20 protein-coding genes are annotated in these 22001 nt (G+C 68.3%); 11 read left to right on the forward strand and 9 right to left on the reverse strand.

Translation table 11 applies throughout. The features are described 5' to 3' along the window. Positions 1-43: 43 nt before the first annotated feature. The 7 genes from K3M35_RS02835 to K3M35_RS02865 all read right to left on the reverse strand — a co-directional run bounded on the left by K3M35_RS02835 (position 44) and on the right by K3M35_RS02865 (position 6156). Positions 44-298 carry a DUF5703 family protein gene (locus tag K3M35_RS02835; RefSeq protein ID WP_006551956.1) on the reverse strand — a complete coding sequence of 85 codons (255 nt, stop codon included), beginning with the start codon at positions 296-298 and terminating at the stop codon, positions 44-46. Further along, on the reverse strand, positions 298-1320 hold the full coding sequence (locus K3M35_RS02840) for a lipoprotein (protein WP_033096647.1): 1023 nt from the start codon (positions 1318-1320) through the stop codon (positions 298-300). Before K3M35_RS02840 ends, K3M35_RS02835 begins: the two co-directional genes overlap by 1 nt. Before the next feature lie 139 nt (positions 1321-1459). Then, positions 1460-2332: a heme ABC transporter ATP-binding protein gene (locus K3M35_RS02845; protein WP_033096648.1), complete on the reverse strand. Its 873-nt coding sequence runs from the start codon at positions 2330-2332 to the stop codon at positions 1460-1462. Beyond that, a complete protein-coding gene (locus K3M35_RS02850) occupies positions 2323-3420 on the reverse strand; it encodes an iron ABC transporter permease (protein ID WP_220665941.1) in 1098 nt (365 codons plus the stop codon). Before K3M35_RS02850 ends, K3M35_RS02845 begins: the two co-directional genes overlap by 10 nt. Before the next feature lie 7 nt (positions 3421-3427). After that, positions 3428-4453 carry a hemin ABC transporter substrate-binding protein gene (locus K3M35_RS02855; protein ID WP_200360088.1) on the reverse strand — a complete coding sequence of 342 codons (1026 nt, stop codon included), beginning with the start codon at positions 4451-4453 and terminating at the stop codon, positions 3428-3430. Positions 4454-4456: 3 nt separating this feature from the next. Beyond that, entirely contained in the window at positions 4457-5122 is a 666-nt protein-coding gene (locus K3M35_RS02860) for a heme oxygenase (biliverdin-producing) (protein WP_094980508.1), read from the reverse strand. 95 nt (positions 5123-5217) lie between these two features. Next, on the reverse strand, positions 5218-6156 hold the full coding sequence (locus tag K3M35_RS02865) for an aldo/keto reductase (RefSeq protein WP_006551962.1): 939 nt from the start codon (positions 6154-6156) through the stop codon (positions 5218-5220). A 211-nt stretch (positions 6157-6367) separates the two neighbouring features. Between K3M35_RS02865 and K3M35_RS02870 the strand changes: the two genes are divergently transcribed. The 5 genes from K3M35_RS02870 to mshC all read left to right on the forward strand — a co-directional run bounded on the left by K3M35_RS02870 (position 6368) and on the right by mshC (position 10742). Further along, positions 6368-7213 (forward strand): undecaprenyl-diphosphate phosphatase, encoded by an 846-nt coding sequence (locus K3M35_RS02870; RefSeq protein WP_174556291.1) that lies wholly within the window; start codon positions 6368-6370, stop codon positions 7211-7213. 36 nt (positions 7214-7249) lie between these two features. Continuing rightward, positions 7250-7978, forward strand: coding sequence for a histidine phosphatase family protein (locus K3M35_RS02875; RefSeq protein WP_039587189.1), 729 nt, complete (start codon positions 7250-7252; stop codon positions 7976-7978). 45 nt (positions 7979-8023) lie between these two features. Then, entirely contained in the window at positions 8024-8614 is a 591-nt protein-coding gene (locus K3M35_RS02880; protein ID WP_006551966.1) for a DUF3090 domain-containing protein, read from the forward strand. Between the two features lie 4 nt (positions 8615-8618). After that, positions 8619-9425 (forward strand): SCO1664 family protein, encoded by an 807-nt coding sequence (locus K3M35_RS02885; protein ID WP_060654473.1) that lies wholly within the window; start codon positions 8619-8621, stop codon positions 9423-9425. A 75-nt stretch (positions 9426-9500) separates the two neighbouring features. Further along, on the forward strand, positions 9501-10742 hold the full coding sequence (gene mshC / locus K3M35_RS02890; protein WP_094980507.1) for a cysteine--1-D-myo-inosityl 2-amino-2-deoxy-alpha-D-glucopyranoside ligase: 1242 nt from the start codon (positions 9501-9503) through the stop codon (positions 10740-10742). Positions 10743-10796: 54 nt separating this feature from the next. Here mshC and K3M35_RS02895 read toward each other — a convergent pair whose 3' ends face one another. Next, the gene (locus K3M35_RS02895) at positions 10797-14015 is read right to left on the reverse strand and encodes a DEAD/DEAH box helicase (protein ID WP_220665942.1); all 3219 of its coding nucleotides are present in this window, start codon (positions 14013-14015) and stop codon (positions 10797-10799) included. Between the two features lie 177 nt (positions 14016-14192). Here K3M35_RS02895 and K3M35_RS02900 point away from each other — a divergent pair, with 177 nt between their 5' ends. The 5 genes from K3M35_RS02900 to K3M35_RS02920 all read left to right on the forward strand — a co-directional run bounded on the left by K3M35_RS02900 (position 14193) and on the right by K3M35_RS02920 (position 19801). Next, the gene (locus K3M35_RS02900) at positions 14193-15563 is read left to right on the forward strand and encodes a hypothetical protein (RefSeq protein ID WP_198387733.1); all 1371 of its coding nucleotides are present in this window, start codon (positions 14193-14195) and stop codon (positions 15561-15563) included. Positions 15564-15650: 87 nt separating this feature from the next. Then, complete coding sequence (locus K3M35_RS02905; protein WP_094980505.1) at positions 15651-16874, forward strand: sigma 54-interacting transcriptional regulator; 1224 nt, start codon at positions 15651-15653, stop codon at positions 16872-16874. After that, the gene (locus K3M35_RS02910; protein ID WP_094980504.1) at positions 16871-18109 is read left to right on the forward strand and encodes a VWA-like domain-containing protein; all 1239 of its coding nucleotides are present in this window, start codon (positions 16871-16873) and stop codon (positions 18107-18109) included. Before K3M35_RS02905 ends, K3M35_RS02910 begins: the two co-directional genes overlap by 4 nt. Before the next feature lie 923 nt (positions 18110-19032). Then, positions 19033-19419 carry a hypothetical protein gene (locus K3M35_RS02915; RefSeq protein ID WP_094980503.1) on the forward strand — a complete coding sequence of 129 codons (387 nt, stop codon included), beginning with the start codon at positions 19033-19035 and terminating at the stop codon, positions 19417-19419. A gap of 115 nt (positions 19420-19534) precedes the next feature. Next, a complete protein-coding gene (locus K3M35_RS02920) occupies positions 19535-19801 on the forward strand; it encodes a hypothetical protein (protein ID WP_033096661.1) in 267 nt (88 codons plus the stop codon). A gap of 43 nt (positions 19802-19844) precedes the next feature. On the opposite strand, the gene K3M35_RS02925 is transcribed toward K3M35_RS02920, so the two are convergent. Then, a complete protein-coding gene (locus tag K3M35_RS02925; RefSeq protein ID WP_033096662.1) occupies positions 19845-20240 on the reverse strand; it encodes a VOC family protein in 396 nt (131 codons plus the stop codon). Between the two features lie 154 nt (positions 20241-20394). Between K3M35_RS02925 and K3M35_RS02930 the strand changes: the two genes are divergently transcribed. Continuing rightward, positions 20395-21984, forward strand: coding sequence for an alkaline phosphatase (locus tag K3M35_RS02930; protein ID WP_121208742.1), 1590 nt, complete (start codon positions 20395-20397; stop codon positions 21982-21984). Positions 21985-22001 lie beyond the last annotated feature (17 nt).

Here is a 22001-nt window from a genome sequence, read left to right on the forward strand (position 1 = left end):
CTACTCCCTGCAAGCCCGGTCCACGACGGTCCGGGATCTGTTATCAACCAACGGTGGGTTCGGGGACGTGATGGGCGGTCTTGCGGCGGCGCAGCAGCACCCGCCGGCTCCCGTCCGGATACAGGCGCACCCGGGTGAGTTCCCAGCCGTGGAATTCGGCGGAGATCGCCAGACGCATCGACGCGCTCACCCGGGACACGTCCCGGGGCAGCTTGAGCGGCACGTATTCGTATTCGTCGTTGCTGGTGTCCCAACCGACAGGCATCCGGGTCAACCGGCCGAGTCGCTCGTTCGCCATCACTGTCCTTCGATCGGGATCCGCTGCAGTCCGTCACCGGTTGCCGACGCGATCACCAGTGCCGCATCGGCCGGATCGACGGCGATCGAATTCGGTTGCCGCACCGTTGCGAAGCGGTGGCGTTCTCGCGGGATCCCGGTCGAAAGATCGTAGCCCACGACCTCGTTGCTGCCCGTCAGAGTCACCCAGATCAGGTCCCGCGTCTCGTCGTAGGTCACAGCGTACGGGGCGGGCCCGACGGGATAACGCTGCCGCAGGACGATCGCGTCGAGGGTGTAGACGAGCAGTTCGTCGCCGGTGGTGTCGGTGATCACGACGCGTCCGAAGGGGTCGGTGGTCAGCTGCGTCGCACCTTCGCCGGCACGCAGCGCGGGCCCGAGATGGGCGTCGGCGAGGTCGAGCTCGGTGAGGGAGGTCTGCCGGCGGTCGAGCGCCGCGACGGCGTCACCGGTGACGGCGAGGGCGTCGACGGAGGCGAGGCCACCGACGGTGGTGGCCACCTCGCCGGATTCGGGGTCGACGACGAGCACGCGGCCGTTGTCGGTGCCCACGGCCCAGCGGCCGTCGGACAGCACGGCCGCCGACGTGGCATTGCCGTCGACCGGGACCTCGGTGATGGCGCCCTCGGCGACGTCGATGCGCAGCACGGCCCCGGACACGGGGGTGAGCACACTGCCCTCGGGGCCGGTCACGACGGTGGCGGCGGACGACGGCAAGCCCACCAGGCGCGGTTCCGTCCCGGGACCGTCGAACGCCGTGTCGTCGAACAACGCGACCCGTGCTCCGTCGTCGACGAGCGCGGCGAAGGTACCCGTGGACGGTTCGACGACCAGCGCATCGACCTGCAGGTCGAGCGGACGGACGTCGCCGGCAGGGGACGGGCCGACCTCGGGGGCGGCCGCAGGAGTGGCGGGTTCGATGGTCTGCAGCACGTCCGGGGTGCTCTCCGACGAGCAGCCGGCCAGCACGACCATCGCGATCGCGCCCACCATCGTGACCGCTCGGATCCCCGCTCTGCCCATCGTTGCTCCTCGTCCTCGGATTCGATTCGCACCTGCCGGACGTGCTCCGGCGCCCGGCGCGCCGACCTTCAGTGTTCCTGATGCCGGTCGCGGGGAAGAAATCAGTGGGTCGTCCGACGGGCCGGATGTGATCTGCTGCTCAGGTCTGCGCCGAGGCGGACCGGTCGCGGTTCGGACGTCGCGGCAACACGAGCGGGGTGCCGGTCTCGGGGTGGCGGCCGATCGCCACGGGGTACTGGTAGACGCGGCCGAGGAGCTCTTCGGTGAGGACGTCGCCGGGTGCGCCGTCGGCGACGATGCGTCCCTGTTCGAGCACGCAGACGCGGTCGGCGTAGGCGGCGGCCAGCCCGAGATCGTGCAGCACGACGACCACGGCGTGCCCGTCGTCGGCGCGGGCCCGCACGACCTGCATGACCGCCTCCTGGTGGCCGAGGTCCAGTGCCGCGGTGGGTTCGTCGAGCAGCAGTGTCTCGGTGTCCTGGGCCAGCACCCGTGCGAGCGCCACCCGGGCGCGTTCACCGCCGGACAGCGCGGGGAACGGCCGGTCGGCCAGATGGGCGACGTCGCAGGTCCCGAACGCCTCGGCGACGATGCGGTCGTCGTCGTCCTGTCTGGGGGTGCGCGCCCACGCGGCCCGTCCCATCCGTACGACCTGCCGGGCGGTGAACGGGAAACCGACGGTGTGCTGCTGCGGTAGCACGGCGCGGCGGCGCGCCAGGGCGATCGACGACCACCGCTCGAGGGCACGGCCCTCGACCTCGACGGTGCCGCCGCTGATCGGATGGTCGCCGGACAACGCCGCGAGCAGGGTGGACTTGCCCGCCCCGTTGGGGCCGACGAGCGCGACGACCTCACCGGTGCGCACTTCGAAGTCGACGCCGTGCAGGATCTCCCGCTCTCCGCGCCGCAGTCGCACAGCCACCGCGCGCATCGTCGCGGTGCCCGGTGCCGAGCGGGCCGGGACGGCCGCGTCCGGGGTTCCGAGGGAGCGGGGAAGCAGCCTCATGCCCATCCACCCTGCTTCGCGCGGGTGCGGCGCAGCATCAGGAAGAAGACCGGGCCACCGATGAGGGCGGTGATCATGCCGAGCGGCAGGTCGGCGTTCTCGACCAGCGTGCGCGCCCCCAGGTCGGCGGCGAGCAGGACGACCGCGCCGGCGAGCACACTCGCCACGACAAGCACCCGGTGGGCGGGGCCGAGAGCCAGGCGCATCAGGTGCGGCACGACCAGGCCGACGAACATGATGATGCCGGTGAAGGCGGTGGCGCCGCTGACCAGCACGGCGACCGCCAGGATCGACAATTGCCGCACGCGTTCGACGTCCACACCCAGATGCCGGGCGACGCTCTCGCCGAGCGCCAGCAGGTCGAGTTTCGGGGCGAGCAGGACCGCAACGAGCACACCGGCCAGGGTCAGCGGCGCGACCACCGCGACGATCTCCCAGGTGGCTCCGCCGAGACTGCCGAGCTGCCAGAACACGATCTGGTCGCGGGCGGCGGGACTGGCGACGAAGGTGAAGAACGCGATGAGCCCGCCGGCGACGGCGTTGACGGCGACGCCGGTGAGGATCACCGTGACGACTTCCGTGCGTCCGTTCGATCGGGACAGCGCGTAGACCAGCACGGTGGTGATCAGACCGGAGACGAGTGCGGCGCCGGCCAGCGCCCAGCCGGTGGTGAATGCGCCGCCGAGCACGATCACCGCCGACGCGCCGACGGCGGCGCCGGAGGACACACCGATCACGCCGGGTTCGGCGAGGGGATTGGCGAAGATGCCCTGCAACAGCGCCCCGGAACAGCCGAGGGCGGCACCGACGAGCATCGCGAGCACCACGCGCGGGAAGCGCACCTCCCACAAGGTCACTTCCCCGGCGGGATGCGCGGGCATCGGGCCGAGGTCCAACCCGATGTGGTGCAGCAGACTGCCGACCACCTCGGCCGGGCTCGTGGGCACCTGTCCGAGGCACGCCGACGCGACGGCCAGGGCGAGCAGGGCAACGACGAGACCGACGAGGACGACGGTGGTGCGTCCCCGTCCGGCCTTCCGCAGTGCCCGCTCGGGAAGGCCGGTGGCCTCGGTGATTTCTCCGCTCACGGACATCCGGTGATCACGACCGGTCCGACGGGTAGAACGCCTCCACCAGAGCGGCCAGGACCTTGCCGGTCTGCGGACCGAAGCTGAGGAGGGTCGAATCGTCCATGTCCACGATGGTGCCCGTCTTCCCGGCCGGGGTCTGCGCGACCCCCGGGAGTTGTGAGAGCCCCTCCGGCCCGCCCACCGAGTCGAGGCTGTGCGTCATCACCAGGATGATGTCGGGCGCCGAGGCGATCATCGCCTCACTGGTGATGGGCACGAACTGCGAGTCCAGGCCGGCGAGGATGCCGGCGTCGCGACCACCGGCGGCCGCGACGAGCGCATCGGCCCCCGATCCGGGGCCGCCGAGCATCTTGATCGCCGAACCGCGCAGATAGAGGAATGCGACGGTGGGTTCGGGATGATCGGCGGGAATCGAGTCCTTCGCCGCGGCGATCTCGTCGAGCGTCCGCTGCGCGAGCGCGGCGCCGGCCTCGGGCACACCGAGCGCGGCCGCGACCGCCTCGATGTCGTCGGCGACGGTGTCGAGGGAGCGTTCAGGGTCGACGAACACCACCGGCACGCCGGTCGCGCGGATCTGTTCCTGCACCGCCAGCGGACCGATGGAGGTGTCGGTGAGCACGACGGTCGGGTTCAACGCGAGGATCGCCTCGGCGTTGAGACCGTGCCCGCCGGGGGTGACGTTGGGGACGTCCTGGATCGCGGGGAAGGACGCGGTGGAGCGGCCGACGAGCTTGTCGCCGAGTCCGAGGGCGTACACGGTCTGCGCCAGGGTGCCGGAGCGGTCGGCCACCACGATCCGCGAGATGTCGGTGATCGTGGTCTCGACCCCGTCCACGCCGCGCACCGTGGCCGGCAGTGCGGGTGCCGGGTCGGTGGTGATCGGCTCGGGTTCGGCATCGACGACGGCGGTGCGCGGACCGGTCGCGACGTCGGTGGCGGTCGTGCCGTCGGTGGTGGGGGCGCTGCATGCGGCGACGAGGAGGACACCCAGCACTGCGATCAGCGCGACCGGGAGGCGGAGGAGGGAACGGAACATCGGTCAGGCACGCACCCGATACCGGTCGATATCGCGCGCGAGGTCGGCGAACAGGGCACCGTTGAGCCCGTACACGAGGTTCGCCTCGTCGATGACGGTCTGTTGCTGGTCGCCGTCGAGCGGTGCGGCGTCGAGCTTCGCGCGGTAGGCGTCCTTGAACGGCTTGGTCTTCGGGATCCCGTCGAAGATGTAGAAGCGCAACCCGTCGCGCTCGTAGCCGTAGGCGCGTTCGAGCATGCGGCGGATGATCTGGCCGCCGGACAGGTCGCCGAGATAGCGCAGATAGTGATGCGCGAGGAAGGCTTCCGGGGACACCGCCGCGACCTGCACGAGCCGGTCGACGTAGGCGACCGTTGCGGGCAGCGGCGTGATGCGGTCGCGCCAGTCGGGGCCGACGAGGAAGTCGAGGTCGGCTTCGAGCGCGGCGGTGCGGAGCAGTTCGTCGCTGAGGAAGGGACCGGCGATCGGGTCGTCGGCGTAGCTGCGGCCGATCCGCTCGAGGCTGTCGTAGACGAACCAGGTCTGGGCGATGAGCGCGGCGTGGGCCTCGGTCGACAGCTTGCCGCCGAGCAGTTCCGAGACGAACACCGAGTTCTCGGTGTCACTGTGCGCCTGCTGGGTCTCGAGCCGGATCCGTTCGGCGAATCCGACGACTTCGGTCGTGGCCATCGACCGACCTCCCCTCACATTGCCTGTACCGAATGTACTCGGCAGGCTAGCCTAACCTTCCGGATAAGGGCAGGGTGCGGGCGGTGTCGCGGAGATCACGCGCTCACGTCGTCGAGCGCCGCGGCGATCGCCGGCGGCAACGCCAACTCCTCCGCGACCAGCACTCCGGTCAGTTGCGCGAGATCCCGGGCACCCACGAGCGTCGAGGCCACGTGCGGTCGGTCGCGCACCCACGCCAGCGCGACGGCCAGCGGGGAGGTGCCCAGCCCGTCGGCGGCCGTGGCGACCGCGTCGACCACGCGCACCGCGGATTCGGTGAGATAACGGCGCACTTCCTCGGTGTGCACGTCGTCGGCGCCGCGCGAATCCGCCGGCACCCCCGACCGGTACTTACCGGTGAGCACACCGCCGGCGAGCGGCACGGCCGCGAACACACCCACGCCGTGGTGGGCCGCGGCGGGGATCAACTCGTCCTCGACGCCGCGGGCGAGCAGGGAGTACTCGACCTGCGTGCTGATCAGCGGCGCCGGGCGCCGGGCCGCGGCCGCGGCGGTCGCGAGCTGCCAGCCGAGATAGCCGCGCACCCCGACGTATCGCACGCGCCCGCTGGTGACGGCGAATTCGAGGGCGTCCATCACCTCGTCGACGGGGGTGTGCGGATCCCACGTCGCAACCTGCCACACGTCGAGGTGGTCGGTGCCGAGTTCACGCAGGGTCGCGTCGAGCTGGTTGAGCAGGCCCGAGCGGGAGCAGTCCACGCGGCCGGAACCGAGTGTGGTGGTGTCGATGCCGGAGCTGCCCGACAGCACCAGCTGGTCGCGGGGCACCACGTCGTCGAGCAGCTCGGCGAGGATCCGTTGCGCGACCCCGTCCCCGTAGGCAGGGGAGGTGTCGACGAGCGTGCCGCCCACATCGACGAAGGCCGACAACTGGGCTGCGGCCTCGTCGCCGTCCGTTCCACGACCCCACGTCAAGGTGCCCAGGCCGAGCCGTGAAACCCGCAGGCCGCTCGCACCGACTGTCCTGTATTCCATAACCGTCCGCGTTTCCTCCCGACACGACGGGACGTCGCCGCGCTCGGCCACGACCCTGGTACTGCACCCTAATGCGCAACAGGCGCGCGGCAGCGTCCGGCGCGCCGACCGGTCGGGTTCCACGTACCCTTCGCCGAGTGAGAACTGCTCCCTGCATCCGCGACCACCGATCCGTCCCCACCGCAGCCTTCGTGCCGGGGGTCGCCGCATGATCGGCGAATCGATGACCTGGCTGCAGACGATCGTCCTCGGCATCGTGCAGGGCCTCACGGAGTTCCTGCCGATCTCCTCGTCCGGCCACCTGCGGATCGTCTCGGAGATCTTCTTCGGAGAGGACGCCGGCGCGTCCTTCACGGCAGTCACCCAGTTGGGCACCGAGGCCGCCGTTCTGGTGTTCTTCGCCGGGGACATCTGGCGGATCCTGCGGGCCTGGTTCCGCGGCCTGTTCCACAAGGAGCACCGCTCCGACCACGATTACAAGATGGGCTGGTACGTCATCCTCGGCACCATCCCGATCGGCATCCTCGGCGTGCTGTTCAAGGACGACATCCGCACCGTCGCCCGCAATCTGTGGCTCGTCGCCACCATGCTCATCGTGTTTTCGATCGTCATCGCAGCTGCCGAGTACTTCGGCAAACAGCGGCGCGACGTGAGTCAGCTCACCCTCAAGGACGGGCTGATCATGGGTTCGGCGCAGGCGCTGGCCCTGATCCCCGGCGTGTCCCGCTCCGGCGGCACCATCTCCGCCGGTCTGTTCCTCGGGCTCACCCGCGAGGCTGCCGCCCGATACTCGTTCCTGCTCGCCATCCCCGCCGTCGTCGCCTCCGGTCTGTTCAGCCTGCCGGACGCCTTCGAACCGGCCGGGGAGGGGCTCAATGCCTCGGGGGCGCAGCTGCTCGTCGCGACCGTGATCGCCTTCGCGGTCGGCTACGCTGCGATCGCCTGGTTGCTGCGCTTCGTCGTCAACCACTCGATGTACTGGTTCGTCGGCTACCGCGTGATCCTCGGCGTGATCGTGCTCGGACTGCTCGCCACCGGCGTGGTCTCCGCCACCTGAGAGGCTGCCGACAGGCGGTACCTCTAGGCTGGGCGCATGACGGTCATCCTGCTGCGGCACGGACGGTCGACGGCGAACACCTCGCACGTGTTGGCCGGTCGTTCCCTCGGTGTCGAACTCGACGAGGTCGGCCACGTCCAGGCGAAGAATCTCGTCACCCGGTTGGCCGGGCTCGAGATCACCGAGATCGTGCGGTCGCCGCTGCTGCGGTGCCGGCAGACAGTGCAGCCGCTGGCGACCGATCGTGGACTCGAACCGGTCGTCGATGAGCGACTCGCTGAGGTCGACTACGGGCAGTGGACCGGACGCGAACTGAAGGAACTGGTCAAGGAACCGCAGTGGGCGGTCGTGCAGCAGCACGCCTCCGCAGCGGTCTTCCCGGACGGTGAAGGGCTCGCGCAGGTGCAGTCCCGCGCGGTCGCTGCGATCCGCGAACACGACCGGCGTCTGCGCGAGGCGCACGGCAAGGACGTCGTGTGGATCGCGTGCAGCCACGGCGACGTCATCAAGTCGATCCTCGCCGACGCGCTCGCGACGCATCTCGACAGCTTCCAGCGGATCGTCGCCGAGCCGGCGTCGCTCAGCGTCGTCCGCTACACCGACACCCGGCCGTTCGTGCTGCGCGTGAACGACACCGGTTCGGACCTGTCCGGGCTTGCCGGGCCGTCCGAACCCAAGTCCGTGCCCGGCGGCGAAGTGCCCGGCGCGGTCGAGGAACCCGGCGACCCACCGCGGGGGCACCGACAGGAGACGGCACGCGGATAATGGCAGTGTCCGTCATGGCAGAGTGTGGGGACTCGAGGAGGTGTGATGGCCCGCGCGATACACGTGTTTCGAACACCTGATCGGTTCATCGCCGGCACTGTCGGTGAACCGGGCGACCGGGTGTTCTACCTGCAGGCCGTGCACGAGTCCCGTGTAGTGAGCGTGCTTCTGGAGAAGCAGCAGGTGCAGATCCTGGCCGACCGGATGGGGCTGTTGCTCGAAGAGGTACAGCGCCGCTTCGGCACCGTGATCCCCGACGACCCCGAGGTCGACGTCAGCCCGTTGGTGACACCGATCGAGGCTGAGTTCCGGGTCGGCACCATGGGTCTGGGCTGGGACGCCGACGCCGGATCGGTGGTGGTGGAGCTGCTCGCGGTCACCGACACCGAACTCGACGAGTCCGTGGTGCTCGACGACACCGAGGAAGGTCCCGACGCGGTGCGGGTATTCCTCACACCGGTGCAGGCCCGCGAATTCGCGGCCCGCTCCGAACTCGTCGTCTCGGCCGGGCGCGCGCCCTGCCCGCTGTGCGGCGAACCGATCGGCGCCGACGGACACATCTGCGTCCGCACCAACGGTTACCTGCGTACCCCCGGATTCGATCCGGCCGCGTGGTTCGGCGAGGAAGAAAGCTGACCGCGTGACGGCGCCGGACGTGCGGAGTGTGCTGACCGACGGCGACCTCGACGTCGTCGGGCAGATCGCACACGCAAGCAACGCGACCCTCGTGTGCGACGCGCAGCTCGGCGACACCGAGGTGCGGTGCGTCTACAAACCCGTCCGCGGGGAGCGGCCGTTGTGGGACTTCCCCGACGGCACCCTCGCCGGACGCGAGGTCGCCTCGTACCTGATCTCCGAGGCGCTCGGCTGGGACGTCATCCCGCTCACCGTGCTGCGCGACGGCCCGTACGGTCCCGGCATGGTGCAGCGCTGGATCGACACGGTCGACTCCGCGCAGGGCGGAACGGAACGCCTGGATCTGGTGGACCTGTGCCCGGCCGGTGCGGTCGCGCAGGGGTGGCTGCCGATCCTGCGTGCCCGCGATCTGGACGGCGCCGAGGTGGTGCTCGTCCACGCCGACGATCCGCGCCTGCAGCGCATGGCGGTGCTCGACGTCGTCCTCAACAACGCCGACCGCAAGGGAGGCCACGTCCTCGAAGGTCTCGACGGACACGTCTACGGCGTCGATCACGGCATCTGCCTGCACCAGGACGACAAGCTGCGCACCGTGCTGTGGGGGTGGAGCGGCGACCCGGTCGACCCGGTCCTCCTCGCCGACCTCGACAAGCTGCTGCGCCGGTTCGACGGCGGCTTCGCCGAGGAGCTGTGCGAGCACATCACCGCCATCGAGGTGCGTGCCCTGCAGCGCAGGATCACCCGCTTGCTCGAACACCCCGTGATGCCGCATCCGCGCGGCGACCGGCGCATTCCCTGGCCCGCCTTCTGACGTCCCAGCCGTTCGCCTACCGCACGCCCGGGTGCCCGCGCGGAGCACTCCCGCGACTCCATTAGGCTCGTAGTCATGCAATCTTGGTCCGACGTCGCGATCCCGTCCGTCCCCGGTCAGGGGCCTCCGTTGCGGTTGTTCGACACCGCGGACCGAGCGGTGCGTCCGGTCACCTCGGGCGACACCGCGACGATGTACGTGTGCGGCATCACCCCCTACGACGCCACGCACCTCGGCCACGCCGCCACCTACCTGACCTTCGATCTGGTCAACCGCATCTGGCGCGACGCCGGCCACGACGTCCACTACGTGCAGAACGTCACCGACGTCGACGACCCGCTGTTCGAACGCGCCGAGCGCGACGGTGAGGACTGGGTCGTCCTCGGTATGCGCGAGACGGCCCTGTTCCGCGAGGACATGGAGGCGCTGCGCGTGCTGCCGCCGCGCGACTACATCGGTGCCGTCGAATCGGTGAACGAGGTCGTCGAACTCGTCGAGAAGCTCGTCGCCTCCGGTGCCGCCTACATCGTCGACGACGCCGAGTACCCGGATGTCTACTTCCGGACCGACGCCACCGAGCAGTTCGGTTACGAGTCCGGCTACGACCACGACACGATGATGCGGTTCTTCGCCGAGCGCGGCGGCGACCCGGAGCGCCCCGGCAAGCGCGACCCGCTCGACGCCCTGCTGTGGCGCGCGGAGCGTCCCGGCGAACCGGCCTGGCCGTCGCCCTTCGGTGCCGGACGCCCCGGCTGGCACATCGAGTGCGCGGCCATCGCCCTCAACCGCATCGGCTCCGGCTTCGACGTGCAGGGCGGCGGCAGCGACCTGATCTTCCCGCACCACGAGTATTCCGCCGCGCACGCCGAAGCCGTCACCGGCGACCGGCGTTTCGCCCGGCACTACGTGCACACCGGCATGATCGGCCTCGACGGCGAGAAGATGTCGAAGTCGCGCGGCAATCTGGTGTTCGTCTCCAAGCTGCGCGGTGAGGGCGTCGACCCCGCCGCCATCCGGCTCGGGCTGTTGTCGGGGCACTACCGCGTCGACCGTCCGTGGACGTCCGAGGTCCTCGCCGCCGCCGCGGCGCGACTGGCGTTGTGGAAGCAGGCGGCGGCGCTGCCGTCGGCCGCCTCCGCCGAGGACACGGTCGCGCGCCTGCGCCAGCACCTCGCCGACGACCTCGACACCCCGAAGGCCCTCGATGCCCTCGACGGGTGGGCGACCTTCGCCGTCGAGCGCGGGGGAGACGACGCATCGGCGCCGGGTCTGTTCGCCGACGCGGTCGACGCGCTGCTTGGTGTGAACCTGCGCTGAGGCGTCGGTGCGTGGTTGTGGTAGCGGGTGTTACCACAACCACGCACGGGGCGATTACGCCAGCAGTGCGCGGATGTCGTCGGCGGTCAAGGCCGACGAGAACATCTCTCCGTCGTCGACGACCGACGAGAACAGCTCCGCCTTGCGCAATTGCAGCGCCCGCACCTTCGCTTCGATGGTGTCGCGGGCGATCAGCCGGTACACCATGACGTTGCGGGTCTGCCCGATGCGGTGGGTACGGTCGACGGCCTGCGCTTCGGTCGCGGGGTTCCACCACGGGTCGAGCAGGAAACAGTAGTCCGCTTCCACCAGATTCAGGCCGAACCCGCCGGCCTTGAGGCTGATGAGGAACACCGGCGCCACCCCGGACTTGAAGTCCTCGAGCACTTTTCCGCGTTTGCGGGTCTTGCCGTCCAGATACAGGTAGTCGATTCCGGCAGCGTCGAGCCGTGTCCGGACCCGGTCGAAGAACCCGGTGAACTGGCTGAACACCAAGGCCCGGTGCCCGCCGGCGATCACGTCGTCGAGCTGTTCGAGCAGCGCATCGATCTTCGCGGAGCCGACTGTGCCGTGCGCGTCGTCGACCAGCGCCGGATCGAGACTCATCTGCCGCAGCAAGGTCAGCGACCGCAGGATCGTGAAGCGGTTGCTGTCGAGGTCGTCGACGAGCCCGAGAATCTTCTGCCTCTCCCGCTGCAACTGCCGGTCGTAGAGGGCACGGTGTTTCGGTGCGAGCTCCACCTCGAGCACCTGCTCCTGTTTCTCCGGCAGGTCGGTGGCGACCTGTTCCTTCGTGCGACGCAACATCAGCGGTTTGATGCGCTGCCGCAACTGCACCAGCAGTTCGGGGTTGCTGCCTGTCTCGATGGGTTTGCGATAGTAGTCCTGAAACTTCGTCGGATGAGGGAACAGGCCGGGCGCCGTGATCGACAGCAGCGACCACAACTCCATCAGATTGTTCTCCATCGGAGTGCCGGTGATTGCGACCTTCAGTGGTGCCTCGATCTGCCGCACGCACTGATACGCCTTCGCCCGGTGGTTCTTGACGAACTGGGCTTCGTCGAGCAGCAACATCGACCAATCCCGTTCGAGATAATCGTCGATGTCCAAGCGCAGCAACGTGTAGGACGTGACGGCGACGTCGATCCCGTCGATCAGTTCGCCCAGCGACGCACCGCGTTTGCCCGACGTCTCGGTGATCGCGACGACATTCAGATCCGGCGCGAACCTCCGTGCCTCGGTAGCCCAGTTCGGAACCACCGAGGTCGGCGCGACGATGAGTACCGGGGCATCCGCGGGTCGCTTCGCGCGCGCGTGGCAGATCAGTGCAAGCGACTGCAGGGTCTTGCCGAGGCCCATGTCGTCGGCGAGGATTCCGCCGAGCCCGTGCGTCCACAAGAACGTCAACCACCGGAATCCGTCGAGCTGGTACGGCCGCAGCGTCGCCTGTAATGCCTTCGGCACCCGGGTCTTTGCTGTGGCCTTCACGTCGAGAAGTCCTTGTACCTGTTTCTTCCAGGCCGCGGCCTGCTTGTCGACGACACCGAGCGCTGCCAATTCCTCCCAGATTCCGGCCTGGAATCGGCTCAGCTGCAACCGATCCGGATCGTCGTCTTCGTGCAGCGCGCGGGCTTCGTCGACGAGCCGGCGCAGTTGCTGCAGTTCGGGCTTGTCCAGCGGCAGGTAGGCCCCGTCGGGCAGCATCAGATACGCCGCCCCGTCGCTGAGTGCGGTGAACACCTCGCGGAACGGGATGGTCGTGCCGTCGAGTTCGATGGTGATGTCCAGATCGAACCAGTCGGAGTCGGCGGTGGCCTTGGTGGACAGTCCGATGCGCAGGCTGTCGCCGACGTCTCGGTAGTCGGCGGGGGTGCCCTCGACGCGCACCTGCACGTCGTCACGGCCGGACAGTAGTGGCAACACCTCGGATACCAGTCGTGCGGTGTTGAGATCGACGATGGTGACGCGGGAGAACAGCTGCCGGTCGACGGAGTTGTCCAATCCGAACGGGGCGACCACCGGTCGGATCTCGGTGAGCAGCGCGTCCTCGACGTCGCGGTCGCGGACGGTGTCGCCGAGATGTTCGTACAACTCGACCGTATATTCGCCGTCGCCGACGGTGTAGACGAACTGCCAGTGCAGATCGGCGCGATGCTGAGGGCGGAACGCGACGTGCAGGAGCAGCGCCGGCTCCGTCACGGTCGGTGCCGTGAACGAGCCGTCGACGGAGGTGACGGTCGCTGCTCGGTGCAGACGCGGGTAGTAGGTGGTCGCGAACCGCGGCACCTGATCTGCCGGCACGGTGAGCGCACCGCCGCTCTGCAGCAGTCGCTGCATGCCGGCGGCAACGGGGTTGCGGAGTTGCGCGAGACGGAACGGTAGATCTGCCGGCGCGCCGCCGTCGTGATCCCCGGACGGGAGGTAGACGACGCCGTGGGCGGGGGCACCGATGAACGCGACCGCGGCCCCGGTCGAATCGTCGCTGATGTGCAGGGCTGGGGTGACGGTCAGGCCGTCACCCACATCTGCGACGTCGACGTGCACCTCTGCGGCGCCCGGCGGCGGCACCGCGCCGTGCTTTTTCTTCGCGTAGCGCAGTTCGATCCCGAGGCGGCGGGCATCGTCGAGCAGCGACCACAGTCGCGGCGACACTGCGGACAGGTCGACGGTGCTCGAGGCGGAACTGTAGTAACTGCGTGTCGATGCCTGTACCAGCGCTGCGAATTCGAGCAGCAACTGCTGATGCTGCTTGTTCACGTCGTAGGTGTAGGCCAGGTTCTGCCACGAGATGTTGCCGGACACCCATCCCGTGCGGCCGGGCCGCAGCACCCGCGCGGTGAGCATCGGCGCCGGAGCGTGTGCTCGTTGTGTCAACGCCAGTTGCAGGGCAAGGGGCACGCCGTTACCGGTCTCGTGGTCCTCGAACATCGCTTCGAACGGTGCCTCCCACGAGGGCGTCTTCGGGGTCGTATCCTCCTGCGGGGCAAGCAATGTGAGAAGAAGCGCCACGGTGTGCTTGCAGTCGTAGCCGACCGGGCACGAGCATTCGCCGTGCTCGTACTCGAGTCCCCGTGGCCCGGGGTGCAGTTGAACGACGGCCTGATACATCCGTGTGCCGGCGATTCTTCCGAAACCGACGAGATCGTCCTCGTCGAATCCGCAATCGACGACCGCGCCCCGCTCGGCGTAACGGCTGCCGCGGTCGAATGTGGGCCCGCCGACCGCGGCGATCAAGGACCGGATGAGGTGGTCGAAGGCGGGATTCCCGGACATGGGTGAGCAGTCTATGTCCAGCACCTCGTGCGCGAATGCGACCCCCAGCGCAACCGGAAGCACGCCCGAGGCGGCAACCGGCCGCGCGTACTGGCCGCACGTGCCACGACACGCTACGATTGCGCCGATGACAACCTTCTCTGATCAAAGATTGGGGGCCCAGTTCGCACACGGTGAGTGCTGATGCACCCTCCGACTGCGAACGGGACCGATCCCCGACTGTCCTTCTGGCTGCGCGTGCGCGAGTTCGCCGTGCCGCCGTCCATGATCGAGGACGCGACCGACCGACGCCGTGCAGGTGACTGGCGTGGCGCTTGTGCCGCAGCGGGATTCGACCCCGACCTCGACCTACGCGTACTGCGCAACAGGCACGGCGTCGAGGTTGCGTCGCAGGTCCTCGACGATCTACGACACCTGGCCCCCGACCTGCTGCGCTGGCACCTACCGCGCGTAGCTCCCGACGGACTACTACGCCCGGGGCTGACCATCTCGCTGGCCCGGTACGGGCCGCATGAGCACAGAAAACGCTGCGGTGCGAACAGTTCCATGCATCTGATCGTTCGGACCGCTCCGGCCTGGGCGGATGCGGGGCAGCGGATCGCGCTGACGTTGTGGGACGGCTCGGATTTGACGAACCATCCCCATCCACGCCCCAACAGACGGTTCCGCCTCGACCTCCACCGGCACCTGTGGGATGTCCGCAGGTCCGCTGAACTGCGACTACGCGGTGGCACAGGGCAGGTGCCGGCCACCACCGCGTTCGCCCCCAGTCTGGCCGCGATGATCCCGGAGAACTGCGCCGTCGACCGCTGGGCTGCAGAATCCGGCATCCTGCTCCGCACGGACGGGCACCGTGACGGTCCCGTGCGGGTGCGATGCGGGGGTCGACTCGACGTAGTGGTGGAACCGGCCGGCGGTACGGATCCCGTGGCATTGCGTGTTGTGGACGACTACCCGCGCGGCCGGCTCGCTGCGCTGCCGGTGCTGCCCGAGGCCGCGATCTGGGTGCCCCCAGACCTGACGTTGCTCCGGTCGGGAGCAATCACCGCCGACCGTCTGCACCCGCTGGTCGCCGCAGCGCTGGATCCGGGTCGGCCACCGCCGCAAGCACCCCGGATACCGAAGCGGGGGAATCGAACTCACCTGATCGATTGCCGTGGAGAACGGCACCGGCTCGGGCTGGTCGACGGCGTCCTGACCGCGCTCGACCATGATCCCGCCGAGATCCGGCGCGAAGAACTGCTCGCCCGACTGGGCGGCACTCCATTGCCGTGTCTTCACGCCATCGACCAGGCGCATCGCCGTCCCGACTGCCTGCCGGGCGTTCGTGAACGCCTGGATCACGGAGATGCCGCCGGGGCGCTGGCAGTCGTCGAAGGGCTGCTCGGTCCCGACGCGGTCCTCCGTGACGGACCTCTGCTGGACGAACTCCGGACCTCCGCGGACCGCCGCACCATCTACGACCGGTATCTCTCCGAACCGCTGGGACCGCCGCCCGCATCGCGACCTCGCCGACTCGGATGGTCGCGTCGCACCCGATCACACTGAATCTCTTTCCTTCTCGAAGCCCGCTGTTCCGCAGGGCGTCCTACCGTTCGTGTCCTGCTGTTCCTTCCGACATCACAGGTGGTACACATGTCGTCCCCACTCCTTCCTGCCCGGTCCACGAACAACGAACTCGACAGTGCTGCAGCGTTGTCGGCGATGCTCGACGCGGTCACCACCGAGCCTCGCCCCAACGACCAACTCGAAGCCCTCGCCGTGGCGGTCGCCGCCGATCTACCGGTACTGCTGTGGGGTGAACCGGGAATCGGCAAGACCGCCGCCCTGACCCAGCTCGCCGAGACCGTCGACCTGCCGCTGACCACTGTCATCGCGAGTGTGCACGAGCCGTCGGACTTTTCGGGTCTGCCCGTTCTCGGCGACGATCCCGCAACTCACGGAGTCCCCATGGCACCCCCGGACTGGGCGGTCCGGCTCGTGCAGGCCGGGCGGGGACTGTTGTTCCTGGACGAATTGTCGACGGCACCACCCGCCGTGCAGGCGGCCCTGCTCCGTATCGTCCTCGAAAGACGAATCGGGGCAATGCAACTCCCGACCGGTATCCGCATCGTCGCCGCCGCCAACCCACCGTCCTCGGCAGCGGACGGCTGGGAGCTGAGCCCACCGTTGGCGAACCGATTCGTGCATCTGAACTGGACCTACGACCACGACGTGGTCGTCCGAGGTCTCGGCGGAACCTGGCCACGCGCGACGCTGCCGCGCCTCGATCCGGAGAAGTTCTCCGACGCCGTGACGTTCGCCCGCCGCGCGGTCTGTGAACTCCTCGCCGCCCGGCCCGCCCTCGTACATCAACTCCCCAGCAGTCAGACCCGTCGTGGCAGTGCCTGGCCGTCGCCGCGGAGCTGGGACATGACCGTGCGGCTGATCGCGTTCGCCACCGCCACCTCGTCGTCGAAGGATGTGCTGTCCCTCCTGGTTCGGGGGAGTGTCGGTGACGGACCCGGTTTCGAGCTGCTGGCCGCCATCGAGCGTATGGACCTTCCGGATCCGGAGGCGCTGCTCGCCGATCCGGCGGCTGCCGATCTTCCCGAGCGCGGCGATCTGCGCCAGGCCGTGCTCGACGCGGTGGTTGCCGCGGTCCGCCGACGGCCGGACAAACCCCGCTGGGACGCGGCGTGGGCACTGCTGGCCACTGCGGTGGAATCCGGGCCGCCCGATCTCGTGGTTGTGCCGGCGACCACACTGGCCACCTTGCGCCGCGACGACTGGGAGGTGCCGGCATCGATCGACGAGCTTGCCGGTGTCGTCTCGGTCGCGCGATCAGCGGACGACGCTGCCGCGCAAGTCGGCCGATGACGACGTCACCGGCATTCGACGCGAACAGGATCTATGCCGCACGGTTGTATGCCGTGCGCGCCCGGCCGTATCTCGCGACCGCCTTGCACGCGCTGCACATCGTCGCATCGCCTCGCGTACCGACGATCGGTGTGGACCGGCACTGGCGCTGCTACATCTCACCCGTCTTCGTCGCTCAGCGGCCGGTCGAGGAACTGGCGTCAGTCCTTGTTCACCAGGTCTCGCACGTACTGCGCGACCACCACGGCCGCAGCGACCGCTACGCCCGCGCGCACGACCTGGGCGGTCGCGCCGATCGACTACGCATGAACATCGCCGCCGACGCGGAGATCAACGACGATGCGTTCGGTGACGGATTGCCCCTACCCGACGACGCCGTTCTGCCGTCGACCCTGCAGTTGCCCGCCGGTCAGCTCATGGAGGACTATCTGCAGCAGTTCGGCCTCGGTCCGTGCACCGACAGGCTGGCCTGGCTCGACTGCGGCAGCGGTGCCGACGGACTGAGCCGTGAGTGGGAGTGGGGACCGGAAGGGGCGAACGCGCTCAGCGACGAGCAACGGGACGCTGTGCGCTTCCGGGTGGCGCACAGCATCATCGGGCAGCCGGGCAGTGCATCCCGCGGGTGGCAGCGGTGGGCGGAGGAAGCTCTGCACCCGACGCAGCCGTGGCGAACTCTGTTGGGGGCGGCGATCCGCTCGGCCACCTCCGCGTCCGGCGCCGGTGACGACTACACCTACCGCCGGCCGGCGCGGCGCTCTGCTGCCGTGCCCGGAGCGGTGCTGCCGAGCCTGCGGCGAACCCCGCCGCGGGTCGGTGTCATCGTCGACACCTCCGGCTCGGTGAGCGACGCGGATCTGGGCAGTGCACTGCTCGAGGTCGCCGCTATCGCGCGGGCCGTGGGAGGGCGTCGTGACCTGGTCACGGTGCTGTCCTGTGACGCGGCCGCGCGGATCGTGCACCCGCTGTGTCAGGCCGAGGACATTCCGCTGGTCGGAGGCGGTGGCACGGATCTGCGCGCCGGATTCGCCCGGATGCTGCGTCTTCGGCCCCGGCCGGATGTAATGGTGGTGCTCACCGACGGGGAAACCCCCTGGCCCAGCAGCCGTCCGGGGTGCCGGACGATCGTCGGTCTGTTCCCCCGCATTGCGACCCACAGCGAATCGAACCCCGACTTCGTTCCGGACAGGCCGCCGGAATGGGCGCGTGTGGTGCAGATCGGCACATCTGCGATCTGAAGGGCACCGGAACGAAGCCATGAGGGAGGGGACGTGGGGCGCTCGCTGGTGCTCTCGGGTGGGAATGCCATCGAGGCCGCGTGGTTGTCGGAGTGTTGCGCCCGCGGAATTTACCCAGGCGCAGCGCGCTGCGTCGAAGCGGTGTCAGCGATCAGATCGACTCTACGAGCGGATTCAGCGGATCCTCCGGTACCGATGCGAGCCACTGCTCGGCCCAGGTCGCTCCCATCGCGTGGGCCGGATCAGTCATTCCGACTGCTCTGGCGTTGTCCTGCCGGTTCTGGAAGCGGACGTGATCTGATGTCGGACTTCGGTGTCGTCGGTGGGACGACAGAGGCTTTCATCCGCCTGAGACTCAGCGTTCGGAGCCGCGGGCCGTCGGCCAGTTGATCAACAACCTCGGTCTGAGTCGATTGTCGAAGTCGGATCAGAAGATGGCGATCAAGCGCTGGCTCGAGTCGAATCGTCCGAGTCCACGCTTGAAGAAGTCGCTGGTCCGTGTCGGTGACGAGTCTTTGCTTGCCGAATCCGTCTGACTTCTCCAGCTTCGAATGCTCCTGGTGCTTGGGGCGTCCGACAGTCCTTGTCCTGATCCGGATAGCCGCTGATCCCTACTGTGTGTGTCCGGGTACGTTGTGACGGACGTGAACGATCGGAATGAAGAGGGGGAACCCGGTGCGCAGTGACCGGTGGGTCGAAATCAGCCCTTCCCCGTTCGACCACGAACGCGAGGGCCTCGAACGTATCAAGGATCACGCCGGCGACTTCCGACGGCTCCAGGAACACCCTCGATACGACCAGATCGTCGCGGCGCTTGGACTGTACCTTCCCGCTGCGTGCCGTATCCGTGCCGTACCGAGGCGACATTCTGGACGGTGAGTTGTTTCCCGAGTTCCAACCGCAGGCGAATCTTCTGCATCTCCATGGCTGCCCTGGAGACGTTCTACATTGCGGTCTCCGACGAGTCGGACGACATAGCCGCCGTGTTCTTCGTGGATAGTCGCTATCTCCCGGTCAGTAGGTGGGGCCGGGTGTTGCTCGCCGCTCGGGGAGTGATGTTCGGCGAGGGGACCCACAAGTCCGGCGGAGGATTCGAGCAGTGCTTGATTGTCGATGACATCCGCTTCGTGCGTTCAGCTCTGAAATCGAAGCACGTCCGCGCTGCGGCTGCGAAGTTCAACCTCGACTTGATGCGTAAACGTCAGTCGGCATACAAGCCGTCGCATTGTCGGCAACTTCCCGCTGCTGCTCTGGCCTCGTTCGCGGAACTCCCGTCGAGGCAGAGCGAAGCATCGTGCCGTCAGGCGTGAATTCGAGCAATCGCTGGACGACCGCGAGTATTCGACTCGATCGGTTCGCTGCGGGGTTCTGCAGGTTTGCAAATTACCCGGTCCGAACACTCGGGCTTCCGAGGAGGTAACGAAGGTGTACGAAGTCAAGGTCACCCATCGGGTCCTGGCGAACCGGCGTTTCGCGTGCGAGATCTACCCCGGGGTGTTCGTCGTGGAAGGTGGTGCCGTCCTGTCCACCTATGCCGGACCTGCAAACGGTTACTGCCCCTGCGAGCCGGTGGAGCCGGAGGTCGACGAAGTGTTCGAGATGAGCGAGCGGCAACTCGAGGACGCCATTCAATGGGCAACGTCGATCTATCGTCCGCGACTGAGCTATCGTCCGCGGCGGAGGTTGCGCTAGAGAGCATCCGGGCGCGGCGGATCGTCGCTGGGGGCGAGGGTGATCAGCTCGGCGGCGCGAAGAATTCGAGCGCGATGTTGTCGGGATCGCGGAACGACAACCCGGAACCGTACGAGGCGTTCTTGATGTCTCCATGCGGAACTCCGAGGGTGTCGAGCCGATCGCGCCACTTCTCGAGATCGCTCGCCGTGCAACCGAATGCGATGTGGTCGAGCCCTGTGTTCCGTTCGTCGAAAGTCGCCTGCGCCGGCGTACCGGGGTGGGTGTGCAAGCCGAACAAGGTGCCACCGTCGAGTGCGAAGACCGCGTGGTGGAAGGTGCCCGATTCGTCGTCCTCGTCGAGGACCGGTGTGGCGTCGAAGAGGTTCGAGTACCAGGCCGTGCTTGCGGCCAGATCCGAGACGGTGACGGCGACGTGGGTGAGTGCGGGAAAAACCATGACAGTCTCCTCCGTTCGAGGCCCCTCCTCATCGTAGACCTCGATGCGGTGCTGCCGACCCCTGTCGGCGTATCCCCAAATGTTTCCGAGTGTTCTTCCTACGTTCGGTAACGTAGTCCGTGCGAAGGAGATTCGGCCACTACCTTCCGTGGCCATGCCTTTGTCACGTAGATCGTTCCTTTCGGCCGGACTCGGAATCACTGTCGTCACCGCAGCCACCTCCGTCGGTGTCACCGGATACGCGCGCGCCGACGCGCCGGGAGTGAAGGGCGACCCCTTCCTGCTGGGTGTTGCCTCGGGCGACCCGGTGCCGGACGGATTCGTGATCTGGACCCGCCTCGCGCTCGACCCGCTCGCCGAGGACGGACTCGGCGGCATGCCGAACCGTCCCGTCACCGTGCAGTGGGAGGTCGCGGAGGACGAGAAGATGACCCGTGTCGTCGCACGCGGTGAGGAACGAGCCGTCCCCGACAGCGCCCACTCCGTGCACGTCGAACTGTTCGGGCTGCGTCCGGGCCGGGAGTACTTCTACCGGTTCCGTACCGGCGACCACATGAGTGCGGTGGGGCGGGCGCTGACGACACCGTCGGCCACCGAGACCGCGGCGGCTCTGACGATGGCGTTCGCGAGCTGCGCGCAGTACGAACACGGCTGGTTCACCGCCTACCGGCGCATGGCGGAGGACAACCCTGATCTCGTTCTGCACCTAGGGGATTACCTGTACGAGTACACCAGCGGCGGTTACACCAGCGACACCGGTCTCGTCCGCTCGCTCGACGGGCCCGAGACGGTCACCCTGGCGAACTACCGGCAACGTCACGCCCAGTACAAGGCCGACGCCGATCTGCAGGCCGCGCACGCGATCGCGCCGTGGCTGGTGGTGTGGGACGACCACGAGGTCGACAACAACTGGGCCGGAACGGTTCCGGAGAACACCGACGCCGCTCAGAGCAACGACACCACCGAGAACTTTCTCGCCCGCCGCGCCGCTGCCTTCCAGGCCTACTACGAGAACATGCCGTTGCGCCCCTCGTCGACACCGACGGGGCACGACATGAAGATCTTCCGGCGGATCCGGTGGGGCACTCTCGCCAACTTCCACATGCTCGACACCCGTCAGTACCGCGACGACCAGGCCGCCGGCGACGGGTGGAAGAAGAACGTCGCCGAACGTCACGACGAGGCACGAACACTCACCGGGGCCGAACAGGAACAGTGGCTGCTCGACGGTTTCCGCACCTCCACCGCACAGTGGGACTTCCTCGGCCAGCAGGTCTTCTTCGCCGAACAGGACAAGGACCCGAGACCCGACACCGACGAGGTGAGCATGGACGGCTGGGACGGATACGCGGCCTCGCGACGGCGGATCACGCAGGGCTGGGTGGATTCGCCGGTACGCAACGCCGTCGTCCTCACCGGTGACGTGCACCGGCACTGGGCCAACGACATCAAGGTCGACTTCGCAGACCTGGACGCGCCTGTCGTGGGTTCGGAACTGGTGTGCACGTCGATCACGTCGAACGGCAACGGCACCGGCGCGACGCAGGTCGAGCACATGGCGGCGAACCCGCACCTGAAGTTCCACAACGACCGGCGCGGTTACGTGCGTACCACGATCACCCCGGACGCCGTGCACGCCGACTTCCGGGTGCTCGACACGGTCACCGAACCAGACGCGCCGGTGTCGACGGTGGCGTCGTTCGTCATCGTGTCCGGTCAGCCGGGTCTGCAGCCGCGTTCGTAACATCCTGGACGGTCGGT

It is taken from the genome of Rhodococcus sp. DMU2021 (assembly GCF_019641445.1).
Taxonomy (GTDB): Bacteria; Actinomycetota; Actinomycetes; order Mycobacteriales; family Mycobacteriaceae; genus Rhodococcus; species Rhodococcus pyridinivorans.